Annotated in this window: 11 protein-coding genes and 1 tRNA gene; 4 read left to right on the plus strand and 8 right to left on the minus strand. The window is 63.4% G+C overall.

Going from position 1 to position 12,409, the window contains the following annotated elements; translation table 11 throughout:
• The first annotated feature begins 56 nt into the window (after positions 1 to 56).
• Together NKK51_RS03510 and NKK51_RS03515 are read left to right on the plus strand one after the other, a co-directional pair.
• Positions 57 to 1,568 (plus strand): UxaA family hydrolase, encoded by a 1,512-nt coding sequence (locus NKK51_RS03510; protein ID WP_352551221.1) that lies wholly within the window; start codon positions 57 to 59, stop codon positions 1,566 to 1,568.
• A gap of 68 nt (positions 1,569 to 1,636) precedes the next feature.
• Positions 1,637 to 2,383, plus strand: a complete 747-nt coding sequence (locus tag NKK51_RS03515) for an SDR family NAD(P)-dependent oxidoreductase (protein WP_352551223.1) — start codon at positions 1,637 to 1,639, stop codon at positions 2,381 to 2,383.
• Positions 2,384 to 2,397: 14 nt separating this feature from the next.
• Here the strand turns inward: NKK51_RS03515 and NKK51_RS03520 are convergent, their stop codons facing one another.
• From NKK51_RS03520 to NKK51_RS03545, 6 genes are all read right to left on the minus strand, one after another.
• Positions 2,398 to 3,303 (minus strand): dihydrodipicolinate synthase family protein, encoded by a 906-nt coding sequence (locus tag NKK51_RS03520; RefSeq protein WP_352551225.1) that lies wholly within the window; start codon positions 3,301 to 3,303, stop codon positions 2,398 to 2,400.
• An 11-nt stretch (positions 3,304 to 3,314) separates the two neighbouring features.
• Positions 3,315 to 5,027, minus strand: coding sequence for an IlvD/Edd family dehydratase (locus tag NKK51_RS03525; RefSeq protein ID WP_352551227.1), 1,713 nt, complete (start codon positions 5,025 to 5,027; stop codon positions 3,315 to 3,317).
• Between the two features lie 14 nt (positions 5,028 to 5,041).
• Positions 5,042 to 5,821: an SDR family oxidoreductase gene (locus NKK51_RS03530; protein WP_128302811.1), complete on the minus strand. Its 780-nt coding sequence runs from the start codon at positions 5,819 to 5,821 to the stop codon at positions 5,042 to 5,044.
• 15 nt (positions 5,822 to 5,836) lie between these two features.
• Positions 5,837 to 6,787 carry an L-arabinose ABC transporter permease AraH gene (gene araH / locus NKK51_RS03535; protein ID WP_352551229.1) on the minus strand — a complete coding sequence of 317 codons (951 nt, stop codon included), beginning with the start codon at positions 6,785 to 6,787 and terminating at the stop codon, positions 5,837 to 5,839.
• Between the two features lie 10 nt (positions 6,788 to 6,797).
• A complete protein-coding gene (gene araG, locus NKK51_RS03540) occupies positions 6,798 to 8,309 on the minus strand; it encodes an L-arabinose ABC transporter ATP-binding protein AraG (RefSeq protein WP_352551231.1) in 1,512 nt (503 codons plus the stop codon).
• Positions 8,310 to 8,379: 70 nt separating this feature from the next.
• Positions 8,380 to 9,369, minus strand: coding sequence for an arabinose ABC transporter substrate-binding protein (locus NKK51_RS03545; protein WP_352551233.1), 990 nt, complete (start codon positions 9,367 to 9,369; stop codon positions 8,380 to 8,382).
• A 200-nt stretch (positions 9,370 to 9,569) separates the two neighbouring features.
• Here NKK51_RS03545 and NKK51_RS03550 point away from each other — a divergent pair, with 200 nt between their 5' ends.
• The gene (locus NKK51_RS03550; protein ID WP_352551235.1) at positions 9,570 to 10,316 is read left to right on the plus strand and encodes a FadR/GntR family transcriptional regulator; all 747 of its coding nucleotides are present in this window, start codon (positions 9,570 to 9,572) and stop codon (positions 10,314 to 10,316) included.
• Positions 10,317 to 10,324: 8 nt separating this feature from the next.
• Entirely contained in the window at positions 10,325 to 11,473 is a 1,149-nt protein-coding gene (dgoD, locus tag NKK51_RS03555) for a galactonate dehydratase (RefSeq protein ID WP_352551237.1), read from the plus strand.
• Positions 11,474 to 11,665: 192 nt separating this feature from the next.
• On the opposite strand, the gene NKK51_RS03560 is transcribed toward dgoD, so the two are convergent.
• Positions 11,666 to 11,741 (minus strand) — tRNA-Ala (locus NKK51_RS03560).
• Between the two features lie 172 nt (positions 11,742 to 11,913).
• A complete protein-coding gene (locus NKK51_RS03565; protein WP_023811519.1) occupies positions 11,914 to 12,303 on the minus strand; it encodes a TIGR02300 family protein in 390 nt (129 codons plus the stop codon).
• Positions 12,304 to 12,409: the final 106 nt, after the last annotated feature.

The following is a 12,409-nucleotide window of genomic DNA, read 5'->3' on the forward strand; positions in this document are numbered from 1 at the left end:
TCACTTTTGCCTCTCGACGCTCCTTGTCGGGGAGGCCTTTTTCAGAGTTTGGGTTCATGGCACGGTTCATCAAGCTGTCGGATATCGACAACATTCTTCTGGCGGTCGATCCGTTGAAGATCGGCGAAAAAGCCGGGGACGTGGCGGCCAGGGCACGCATACCGCGCGGGCACAAAATGGCCTTCCGCGACATCGGCTCGGACGAGCCGATCGTGAAATACGGCCAGACCATTGGTTTTGCGCGGGGATCCATCGTCGCCGGCGACTGGGTTCACGAGCACAATGTGTATCTGCGCAATTTCGAACGCGACTACGTCTTCGGCACCAATACCAGGCAAACCGAGGTCGTTGCCGAGGCCGAGCGCGCTACTTTCATGGGTTACCGCCGGCCGAGCGGCAAGGTGGGCACGCGCAACTTCATTGCCGTCCTGACCTCGGTGAACTGCTCTGCAAGCGTCGCCCGGTTCATCGCCGACGAGGTCAACCGGTCTGGCATCCTGCGCGACTATCCCAATGTCGACGGCATCATCGCCCTCGTCCACGGCACCGGCTGCGGCATCGACACCAAGGGCCCCGCTTACGACCTGTTGAAACGGACGCAATGGGGCTTTGCCACGAACCCCAATATCGGCGGCGTGCTGATGGTCGGACTCGGCTGCGAAGCGTTCCAGATCCCACGCTGGATGCAGTCGTACAACATCGAGGAGAGCACGATTTTCCGCACGATGACCATCCAGGAAACCGGCGGCACGCGAAAGACAGTCGAGGCCGGCGTCAAGGCGATCGTCGACATGCTGCCTACGGTGAACGCTGCCGAAAGGACGCCGCAGCCGGCCTCCGAACTGGTGCTTGCGCTGCAATGCGGCGGCTCGGACGGCTATTCCGGCATCAGCGCCAATCCGGCACTTGGCGCGGCGGTGGACCTGCTTGTCGCGCAAGGCGGCACGGCCGTGCTTTCGGAGACGCCGGAGATCTATGGCGCCGAACATCTCCTCACCTTGCGCGCCGAGAGCCGCGCAGTGGGTGAAAAGCTGATCGAACGCATCCGCTGGTGGGAGGATTATACCGCCAGGCACGACATGGAGATGAACAACAACCCCTCGCCCGGCAACAAGCTGGGCGGGCTGACGACCATCCTGGAGAAATCGCTCGGCGCCTCCGCCAAGGGCGGCACCACCAATCTGCGCGCGGTGCTGGAATATGCCGAGCCGATCAACGAGCGCGGCCTCGTCTTCATGGACACGCCCGGCTACGACCCGGTCTCGGCCACCGGGCAGGTCGCCGGCGGCGCCAACATATTGTGCTTCACCACCGGCCGCGGTTCGGCCTTCGGATGCAAGCCGACGCCCTCGATCAAGCTTGCCTCCAACACCTTTATCTTCGAGCAGATGCGCGAGGACATGGACATCAATTGCGGGGATGTACTGGACGGCGTCTCGCTGGCCGAGAAGGGCCGGGAAATCTTCGCCGAGATCCTGCGCGTGGCATCCGGCGGGCGCACCAGGTCGGAAGCGCTCGGCTATGGCGACAACGAGTTCGTGCCGTGGAGCCTTGGCGCGACCATGTAGCGATATCGCCCGCCTGCACAGGCCGGCGGGCGCCCACGAAAAATCTCAAACGGAAAGAACCGCTCGACATGAACAGCATCGATCTTGACGGCCAGCACGCTGTCGTCACCGGCGCCGCCCAGGGCCTCGGCTTCGCGATGGCCAGACGCTTCGTTGCCTCCGGCGCGACGGTCAGCTTGTGGGACCTCGATGAGGCACGTCTCGAGACCGCACGAGAAGAACTCGGCAGCGCCGCTTCGACAGAATTGGTGGATGTCGCCGACTGGGCGTCGGTGGATGCCGCGCGCGCCAGGACCGAAGAGCGCGCCGGCAAGATTTCCATTCTGGTCAATTCCGCCGGGATCGCGGGCCCGGCCGCCCCGCTCGACGTCTACGACATCGAGACGTGGAAGAAGGTCATCGACGTCAATGTGAACGGCACGTTCTACGTCAACCGGGCGGTGGTTCCGGGAATGAAGGAGCGCAATTACGGGCGCATCGTCAACATCGCCTCGGTCGCCGGCAAAGAGGGCAACCCCAACGCATCAGCCTATTCGGCCTCGAAGGCGGCGGTCATTGGCCTGACCAAGTCGCTCGGCAAGGAACTGGCGCAGTACGACATCGCGGTGAACTGCATCTCGCCAGCCACGGCGCAGACGCGCATTCTCGAACAGCTGACGCCGGAGCATATCGAATATATGCGCTCGCGCATTCCGCGCGGCCGCCTGCTGGAGGTCGACGAGGCCGCCGCCATGGTCGCCTGGCTCGTCTCCAAGGAGAACAGTTTTACAACCGCCTCCACGTTCGACCTGTCGGGTGGGCGGACGACCTATTGAAAGGCAGTTGCCGTTCAGCCAGGCAACCGACCGAGATCAACCGCAAAGCGCTCCACCATCGCGAGGCCAGGCTCGCTGGGCCGCATCGCCGGAGCCCGGTCGTGTATCGGGATGCCTGCGCGGGCGCCGAACAGCCGCTTGCCATAGCAGATCAAGTTTTCGATGCCTTGCATGACGAAGACCGCTGCCGGCAACATTCTTGCATATTCAGCCTCGGCCGTGGCTTCGCCTCCGGCGCGGAACGCATGATAGGCGCGCACGGCATAGTCGGCGCAATCCGGCGCCAGGATCATGCCGCGGCAACCGATGCGGAAATTGTCGATCAGTTCCAGGCCGCCACGCCCGTTGAAAACCGGTATCCGGCCATCGGTGCGCTCGATCAGCCCGGCGATGTCGGTAACCGGACCCTCGCCCTTGATCAGCCTTACGTTGGGATACAGCGTGACGAGGTCACGGATTTCGTCTGATGAAAGGCCGCGCCCGAAAAACGCCGGCGCGTTCTGGATCGCCACCGGCAGATCGGTCGCCTCGGCAACGCGGCCGAAGAACTTGATGTATTCCGGCGCACCATAGGACCCAACCGGCGGCGGCTGCAGGATCACCCAATCCGCTCCCACGCTTTCAGCATGGCGAAGCTGTGCCACCTGCTCAGCCACCGAAGAGCCAAAGATGGTGAAGGCGAGCGGCACTTTTCCGGCGGTGTCTTCGGCTGTCCAGTCCATGATCGTCCGGCGCTCGGCGTCGGTCAGCTTGGCGACTTCCGTCGCCAGGCCGAGCGCCGCCATGCCGTGCACGCCGCTCGCCAGGCAAATCTCGACCTGCCTGCGCATCGCTGCGCGGTCGAGTTTTTCGTCGCTGTCGAACAGCGCGTAGAGAATGGCGTGAATGCCGTGGAAATCGTCAGGCTGGAAATTGGGCATGCAGGTCGGCCTCAATGGCTTTCGCGAGGGATAGCATGGCCACGGCATCCGACGAGAAAGTCGAGATCGGCGCCGCGATCCGCCTGCAGAACATGGTCGACATAGAGACCCTGATAGCCGCCGCGCATCGCTGGGACGGGCGGTAGCCAGGACTCACGACGCCGCGCCAGTTCCTGTTCCGACACGTCGAGATGCAGCTTTCTTGCTTCGACATCGAGTTCGATGAAGTCGCCGCTCCTGACCAGCGCCAGCGGACCGCCGACGGCGGCTTCCGGTGCAGCGTGCAGAACGACGGTGCCGAAGGCGGTACCGGACATGCGGGCATCGGAGATGCGGATCATGTCGCGGACGCCTTGCTTCAGCAGCTTCCGAGGCAGAGCCATGTTGCCGACCTCGGCCATCCCCGGATAGCCCTTGGGGCCGCAATTCTTCAGCACCATGATCGACGTCTCGTCGATGTCGAGCAAGGGATCGTCAACGCGCGCCTTATAGTCGTCGAAGTCCTCGAACACGACGGCGCGGCCACGATGCTTCATCAGGGCTGGCGAAGCGGCTGACGGCTTGATAATGGCGCCGTCCGGCGCCAGGTTGCCGCGCAGCACCGCGATACCGCCATTGGGAGTGAGCGCCTTGTCGCGCGGGCGGATCACCTCCGGATTGTAGTTTTGGGCATCGGCGATGTTGTCGCGCACAGTCTTGCCGGTGACCGTCAGCGCGTCGAGATCGAGCAGATCGGCGATCTCTTTCATGACGGCCGGAATGCCGCCGGCGTAGCAGAAATCCTCCATCAGGAAGCGGCCGGACGGCATCAGGTCGAGGATGGTCGGCACGTCGCGGCCATATCTGTCCCAATCGTCCAACGTCAGTTCGGTGCCGACGCGGCCGGCAATGGCGATGAGATGCACGACCGCATTGGTCGAGCCGCCGATCGCGCCATTGACACGGATAGCGTTGGCGAAGGCTTCTTTCTTGAGGATGGCCGACAGGCAGAGATCCTCATCGACCATCTCGACGATGCGCCGGCCCGTCATGCGGGCGATGCGGCTGCGGCGCGCGTCGACCGCCGGATAGGCGGCGTTGCCCGGCAGCGCCAGGCCGAGCGCCTCGACCATCGAGGCCATGGTCGAGGCCGTGCCCATGGTCATGCAGTGACCGGGCGAGCGCGACATGGCGCTCTCGGCATTGGCGAAGTCCTGCTCGCTCATCACGCCGGCGCGGACATCCTCCGAGAATTTCCACACATCGGTGCCGGAGCCGATCTCGCGGCCCTGGAAGCGGCCATTGAGCATCGGCCCGCCGGAGATGACGATCGACGGCAGGTCGCAGGATGCCGCACCCATGACCAGCGACGGCGTGGTCTTGTCGCAGCCGGCCATCAACACCACGCCATCCATCGGATTGCCGCGGATCGCTTCTTCGACATCCATCGAGGCGAGGTTGCGAAACAGCATCGCCGTCGGCCGCAGATTGGATTCGCCGCAGGAGAAGACCGGGAATTCCAGCGGCAATCCGCCGGCTTCCAGGACGCCCGCCTTGATGTGCTCGATCAGGCCACGGAAATGGACGTGGCAAGGCGTGAATTCGGAGAATGTGTTGCAGATGCCGATCACCGGCCGGCCGTCGAAAGCATCGTCGGGCAGGCCGTTGTTCTTCATCCAGCTGCGGTGGATGAAGGCATCCTTGCCCAGCCCGCCGAACCAGTGCTGCGATCGTCTCTTGGTCATGGTCTTTCCGGCGTTCAGGCGGGATGCTGCAGCTGGCTCAGCCCGCCATCGACGACGAGCGTCGCCGCGTTCATGAACGGGCACTCGTCGGAAATCATGAACACCGCAGCCCGCGCGATCTCGCGCGCCGTGGCGATGCGGCCGCCGGGGTGCAGCGCCATGGTGTTGGCGCGTGCTGCGGCCGGATCGGCAAAGCTGTTCCAGTAGTCGATCGCCTTCTGCGTCTCGACATAGCCGGGGGCCAGCGCGTTCACGCGCACGCCTTGCGCCGCATATTCGAGCGCCAGCGATTTGGTCAGGCCGAGCAGCGCGTGCTTGGCGACGGGATAGGGGAAGGTGTGCGGAATGATGGTGAAGCTGTGCGTCGAGGCGATGTTGAGGATGGCACCGCCGCCGCTTGTAATCATGCCCGGCAGCACAGCCTTGCTGCAATTCCAGGCGCCCTTGACGTTGACGTCGAAATTGCGGTTCCACTCTTCCTCGGTCGCCTTGAGCGGCGTCGAGAACACATTGACCCCGGCATTGTTGATCAGCGCGTTGATGTGGCCGATTTCGTCGGTCGCTTGGCCGACGGCAGTGGCAATCGCGGCTCCGTCGCTGATGTCGGCTGCCGCATGCCCGACATGGCCGTGCGGCGCGGCAAGGCCGGCGACGGCCTTGTCCAGCAGTGCGCCGTCGCGGTCGACGAGGAACAGTCTTGCACCTTCGGCAAGGCAGGCCTCGGCGATGGCCAGCCCGATGCCTTGCGCGGCGCCGGTCAGGAAGATGCGTTTGCCGGAAAGGCGCTCAGCCATTTTTGTCCCTCCAGCTTAGCGCCGGCCCAGTGCCGACGAGCGCAGATTGTCGAGCAGCACGGCCAGCAGCAGGATCACGCCACGTACGATGTACTGGTAGAAGGCCGGGATGTTGAGCAGGTTCATGGCGTTTTCGGCGATGCCCATGATGAGCACGCCGACGATGACGCCCGACATGGTGGCGCGGCCGCCGGCAAGCGAAACACCGCCGAGCACGCAGGCCGAGATGACCGAGAGTTCGAGCCCGACCGCCGCGTTGGGCTGGCCGGAGGTGATGCGCGACGCCAGCAGGATGCCGGCGATGCCGCAGACGACGCCCTGCAGCGCAAAAATCCAGATGCGCGTCCGGTCGACATTGACGCCGGCAAGACGCGAGGCCTCCGGATTGCCGCCGATGGCCAGCGTATTCTTGCCGAAGACGGTGCGGTTGAGGACGAAGCCGAAGATGCAAAACAGGATAGCGAGCACCCAGACCGGCGTCGGTATGCCGAGCAGTTTCGACAGCGCCAGCTGATAGAAATCCGAGCTGTTGATGCCGACGGCGCGGCCGTCGGACGCGATCAGCGCGAGGCCGCGCACGATCTGCATGGTGGCCAGCGTCGTTATCAGCGCGTTGATGCGGAATTTGGCGATGACGACGCCGTTGATGAAGCCGACGAAACCGCCGCAGGCGACCGCCGCCAGCAACCCGAGCAGGATCGAGCCGGTGTAATTCGACGCCATCACAGCGACCATGCCGGCAAAGGCGACGATCGAACCGACCGACAGGTCGAAGTCGCGCGCGGCGAGGCAGAACATCATGGTGCAGGCGACGATGCCGACGGTGACCACCGACTGCAGCAGGCCGAGCATGTTGCGGTCCGTAAGGAAGTTCGGCACCAGAGCCGACACCAGCGCGAAGGCGACGACGAAGATGACGACGAGGCCCTGTTCGCCGAGCAGGATTTTTTTCAACTGGTCGGTCATGCCAAAGTCCTCAGGATGCGATCGCGTCGGGAGTTTTCTGATCGGGGAGAGCGGCGGCCAGGATCGCCCTTTCGGCGAACTGGTCGCGGGTGAGTTCAGCGCTGACGCGGCCACCGCACATCACCAGAATACGGTCGCAGATGCCCATCACTTCCGGCAGTTCGGACGAGACCACGACGATCGCCATGCCGTCCTGCGCAAGCTGGTAGAGCAATTCGTAGATTTCCGATTTGGCCCCTACGTCGATGCCGCGCGTCGGTTCGTCGACAATGAGAACCCGCACCCCTTGTTCGGACAGCCAGCGGCCAAGGATGACCTTCTGCTGGTTGCCGCCGGAGAGATTGATGATGTCCTGCTTGCGCGACGGCGTGCGCACCTTGAGCTTCTTGATGAAGGTTTCGGCGGTGGCGATCTCGCTGGCGCGGTTGAGCACGCCGAAGCGCGTGTGATGGCGCCGCGACGAGATGTTGATGTTCTCCTGGATCGAGCGGCCCTGGATGATGCCGTCATGCTTGCGATCCTCGGAGCACAGCACGATGCCGGCCCGGATCGTGCCGCGCGGATCGGTGGCGCGGACCAGCTTGCCGTCGACGGTGATGGTGCCGCCCGAGCGGGGATCGGCGCCATAGACCAGCCGCATCAGTTCCGAGCGCCCGGCGCCGATCAGGCCGAAGAAACCAACGATCTCGCCGGCGCGAGCCTCGAAGCTGGCCGGTGTCTTCAACTTGGCTCCGGACAGGGTCTCGACCTTCAGTCTGATATCGCCTGCCTTGCGTGGGCGAAAACCCCAGATGTCGGAGATTTCGCGGCCGACCATTTCGGCGACGACCTGGTCGCGGGTGACGCCTTTCAGCGACGCATGGTGCGCCGCGAGCTTGCCGTCGCGCAGCACGGTCAGGCTGTCGCAGAGCCGGAACACTTCGTCGAGCCTGTGCGAGACGTAGATGATGACCTTGCCCTCGCCGCGCAGGCGGTCGATCAGGGCAAACAGGATTTCGCTTTCGCGCGAGGACAGTGACGAGGTCGGTTCGTCCAGCGCAATAACGCGTGCGTCGAGCATGACCGCCTTGGCGATCTCGACCATCTGGCGTTCGCCGATGGACAGCGCCTTGATCTTGCGGCGCATGTCGATGTCGATACCCGCCGATTTCAGCTTGGCGCCGACGTCGTCCAGCATCCGGCGGCCGGCGATGATGCCGGCGTTGGCGGGGAAACGACCGAGGCTGAGGTTTTCGGCAACGGTGAGTTCAGGAACGAGTTGCAGTTCCTGATGAATGACAATGACGCCATTGTCGAAGGCATCCCGGGTCGAGGTATAGGCCTGAACCCTGCCGTCGATGCGGATCTCGCCCTCATCGGCATGCTGGTCGCCGGACAGGATCTTGATCAGGGTGGATTTGCCGGCGCCGTTCTCGCCCATCAGGCCATGCACGGCGCCTTTGTCGACACCGAACGAGACGTCCGACAGCGCCTTGACGCCCGGATAGGTCTTGGTGACGTGCGAGAAGTCGAGAAAGGACACGGGCAGCGATCCTCTTATGGAATGGTAAACAGGCGACGGGATGAGCCGCCGCCTGTTTGTACAGGGAGGATTATTCGATGCCGAGGCCCTGGCGGACCTTCTGGTAGTCGTCGCGCTTGGCGAGTGCACCCGAGGTCAGGATCAGCTTCTCCGGTTCCTTGTTGTTGGCAACCCAGTCATACATGTTGAGCGCCGTCTCGTAGCCATGACGCTTCGGTGAGATGATCACGGTGCCGACGAAGCCGGTGGCCGTCGGCTTCTTGAACTCGTTGATCGCCGAATCCGCGCCGCCAATGCCAACACCGATCATGGCGTCCGCCGGAATGCCAACGCTTTCGGCTGCACGCACGGCGCCGAGCACCGCCTCGTCGTTGAGGCCGAAGGAGACCCACTTCTTGATGTCGGCATGGGCGTTGAGCACGACAGTCGCCGCGTTGAGGGCAGCTTCCGTGTCGGTCTTGGCCTGAGGGGCGTCGAAGATGTTCTCGGCCTTGAAGCCGTTTGCCTTCAGCACCGAGATGGCGCCTTCGACGCGGTCAACGGCGGTCGGCAGTTGGTCATACGAGACGCGGATCGCGCCGACCTCGCCGGCCTTCCAGCCGCGCGCCTTCATTTCGTCGACGATCGCCTGGCCGACGGCTTCGCCGATCTTGGTGGCCGAAATGCCCATATGCGGCACGTCTTCCAGCGCCTTGCCGTCAGCGCCGACCAAACGGTCGTCGACAGTCATCAGCTTGAGATTGTTGGCGGCGGCCTTGGCGACGATACCGGGGCCAAGCTTCACGTCCGGTGTGCAGACGATGAAGCCCTGGGCGCCCTGGGCGCCGAGATTGTCGATCGCCGACATCAGCTTCTCACCGTCCTCGGCGCCGATCTTGACCAGGGTAAAGCCCTTCTCCTTGGCGGCCTGGTCGGCGAACTTCCATTCGTCCTGGAACCACGGCTCCTCGGGCTGCTTGACGATGAAACCGATCTTGGTGTCCTGAGCATATGCAGCGATGGTCGTGACGGACAGCACGGCAAGCGCGCCCACGACGAGCGCGGTCTTCAAAAGTCGCATGATTACCTCCCAGCGATAGACCGGGCGCTCAGCCCGGACGCCGGAGTCTCTAATCGCTTTTATCATACTCGTCAATTGATCTGGTATGATAATTAATGTACATGCTCTGACCAGTGATCGCTGGCGCAATTGATCCGCATCCGTTAAGGCCGGACCGGTTGTGCGAAACTAGCGGTTCGCCGCCTTGGAGGAGGGCTGAGGTGACCGGGACTTTGAAGAAACCGCAAGGCGACACAGCCACTCGCCGCCCGCGCGTCATGCCCGATGTGACCAAGGCAATGGCCTCGGACATCTTTTCCGGACGCTACCCGGCCGGATCCTCCTTGCCGACCGAAAACGAACTCGGCGTCGAATATGGTGTCAGCCGCACTGTCATCCGCGAGGCCCTGAAAGTGTTGGCGGCAAAGGGGCTGGTGCTGTCGCGGCCGCGCGTTGGCACGATCGTCTGCAACGAGGACGACTGGAACATCATCGACCCGCAGGTGCTTGCCTGGCACGCGCCGCACGCGCTGGACGACAAGCTCTTCGACGCCATTCTTGAAACGCGCCGCGCCATCGAACCGCTGGTCGCCGAACTGGCGGCCACGCGCGCAACGCTGCAGGAAATAGCCGATCTCGAAGCGGCATGGCGCGGCATGGCCAGCGCCGGCGAGGATCTCGCCGCCTTCTCGCGCAGCGACATCGCTTTCCACCAGATCGTCTATGCCGCGAGCCACAACCCGATCTTTCGCCAGATTGGCAATCTCATCGACACCGGGCTGAAATTCTCACTCGAGGCGACGGCGGTGATTTCGCTCGACCGGCGCATGGAGGCCGTGGCGGCGCACCGCGAGGTGGTCGAAGCGCTGCGCATGCGCAATGCCGAGGCGGCGCGTGGGGCCGCAAACAAGATCCTCGACCTCGCGGCGCGCGACCTCGTCAGCGCCAAGAAACTCAAAAGCAACTGAGACTGCGCATGAAAATCATCTCGCTCACCACCTACATCGTCCCGCCGCGCTGGCTGTTCCTGAAGATCGAAACCGATGCCGGCGTCACCGGCTGGGGCGAGCCGGTCGTCGAAGGCCGGGCGCTGACCGTCGAGGCAGCGGTCAAGGAGCTTGGCGATTATCTCATCGGCAAGGACCCGCGCCTGATCGAGGACCACTGGACGGTGATGCATCGCGGCGGCTTCTACCGCGGTGGGCCGATCCTGATGAGCGCCATTGCGGGCATCGACCAGGCGCTGTGGGATATCAAGGGCAAGGCGCTCGGCGTTCCCGTGCATGAGTTGCTCGGTGGCAAGCTGCGCGACACGATCAAGGTCTATTCCTGGATCGGAGGGGACCGGCCGGCCGAAGTGGCCGCTGGTGCGAAGGAAATGGTTGCACGCGGTTTCCTGGCGTTGAAGATGAACGGCACCGAGGAGTTGCAGATCGTCGACAGCCACGACAAGATCGACGCGGCTGTCGAACGCGTCGCCATGGTGCGCGAGGCTGTCGGACCCAACATCGGCATCGCCGTCGATTTTCATGGCCGCGCGCACCGGCCGATGGCGCGTGCCCTTGTCAAGGAACTGGAGCCCTACAGGCTGATGTTCATCGAGGAGCCGGTGCTCAGCGAAAACCGCGAGGCGCTGAAGGAGATCGCCGCGCTTGGCTCGACGCCGATCGCGCTCGGCGAGCGGCTCTACAGCCGCTGGGACTTCAAATCCGTGTTCGAGGAAGGCGTCGTCGACATCATCCAGCCTGATCTGTCGCATGCCGGTGGCATCACCGAATGCCGCAAGATCGCGGCGATGGCGGAAGCCTATGATGTGGCCGTGGCGCCGCACTGCCCGCTCGGGCCGATCGCGCTTGCCGCGTGCCTGCAGCTCGACGCGGTCAGCTACAACTGCTTCATCCAGGAGCAGAGCCTCGGCATCCACTACAACGCCGCCAACGACCTGCTCGACTATGCCGCCAACAAGGATGTCTTCCGCTACGAGGATGGTTATGTCGCCATTCCCGACGGCCCGGGCCTGGGTGTCGAGATCGACGAGGAGTATGTCAAGGAACGCGCCAAGGAAGGCCACCGCTGGCGCAACCCTGTCTGGCGCCACAAAGACGGCTCCTTCGCCGAGTGGTGATCGGGCCGGCTTCCAGTCTCTAAGCGCTCCATGAACAGTGAAGACTTTGTCCGGCGAACAGTTGCTCTCGAGAAATGGCTGGTTCGTTCCGTTTGATGGGGGCGCTTTCAGCGGCGTTGCCTGAACTGACCATCAAACGCAGATGACCGCAGTACCACACATTCATCGGCTGCGAATTGCAGAGGGACTGTTTGGTGGAGCCAATCGGGATCGAACCGACGACCTCTTGAATGCCATTCAAGCGCTCTCCCAACTGAGCTATGGCCCCACTTCCGGCAGTCAACCGGCGCCGTTTCCGGCGAAGAGATCCGGCGCGGGTTGGAGACCGCGCCGTTAGTGCAGGCGGCTTCTAACCCCGCCTTTCGTCAATATCAAGCCTTCAAGAGCCGCTTTTTCTTCGCAGGCTACGAAAGCCCGCAAACGCCCGCTTTCAAGGCCGATCAGACCTCGTCGTCGTCGTCGCCGACGCCGATCATGTCGGCAACGTCGTCATCTTCTTCCTCTTCGTCGGCGAGGAAGGTGTCATCCTCGTCGTCGCCGAGGTCGACGTCATCCTCGTCGTCGCCGAGATCCGGCAGGTCGTCGCCCTTGGCGTCCTCGTCGGCCTCTTCAAGCGAGACGACCTCGACGCCCTCTTCTTCCTCGGCGTCCACTTCCTTCTCGGCCACTTCCTCTTCCTCCTCGAGGGCGGCAATCTTGCCTTCCTCGAAATAGGAACGCGGATAGGTCTTGCCGGTGTAGGGCGAGACGATCGGGTCCTTGTTCAGGTCGTAGAATTTTCGGCCCGTCTCCGGGTCGATACGTTTTGTGCCAAGTTCGGTTTTTGCCACGGCAAGCCTCGTCAATAAAAGAGTGGTCCCCTTAACCACAGTTTGCAGCGCTGTCAAAGCGAAAAGCCGGCGTCACAAAACCATACGTTGAAAGGCGTCGCGTCAG

The organism is Mesorhizobium sp. M0011, from assembly GCF_040324155.1.
In the GTDB taxonomy this organism is placed as follows: Bacteria; Pseudomonadota; Alphaproteobacteria; order Rhizobiales; family Rhizobiaceae; genus Mesorhizobium.

Excerpts from the sequence above, each read along its gene's own strand:
- NKK51_RS03510 (WP_352551221.1), top strand. The coding sequence starts at position 57 with ATGGCACGGTTCATCAAGCTGTCGGATATCGACAACATTCTTCTGGCG.
- NKK51_RS03515 (WP_352551223.1), top strand. The coding sequence starts at position 1,637 with ATGAACAGCATCGATCTTGACGGCCAGCACGCTGTCGTCACCGGCGCC.
- NKK51_RS03520 (WP_352551225.1), bottom strand. The coding sequence starts at position 3,303 with ATGCCCAATTTCCAGCCTGACGATTTCCACGGCATTCACGCCATTCTC.
- NKK51_RS03525 (WP_352551227.1), bottom strand. The coding sequence starts at position 5,027 with ATGACCAAGAGACGATCGCAGCACTGGTTCGGCGGGCTGGGCAAGGAT.
- NKK51_RS03530 (WP_128302811.1), bottom strand. The coding sequence starts at position 5,821 with ATGGCTGAGCGCCTTTCCGGCAAACGCATCTTCCTGACCGGCGCCGCG.
- araH (WP_352551229.1), bottom strand. The coding sequence starts at position 6,787 with ATGACCGACCAGTTGAAAAAAATCCTGCTCGGCGAACAGGGCCTCGTC.
- NKK51_RS03545 (WP_352551233.1), bottom strand. The coding sequence starts at position 9,369 with ATGCGACTTTTGAAGACCGCGCTCGTCGTGGGCGCGCTTGCCGTGCTG.
- dgoD (WP_352551237.1), top strand. The coding sequence starts at position 10,325 with ATGAAAATCATCTCGCTCACCACCTACATCGTCCCGCCGCGCTGGCTG.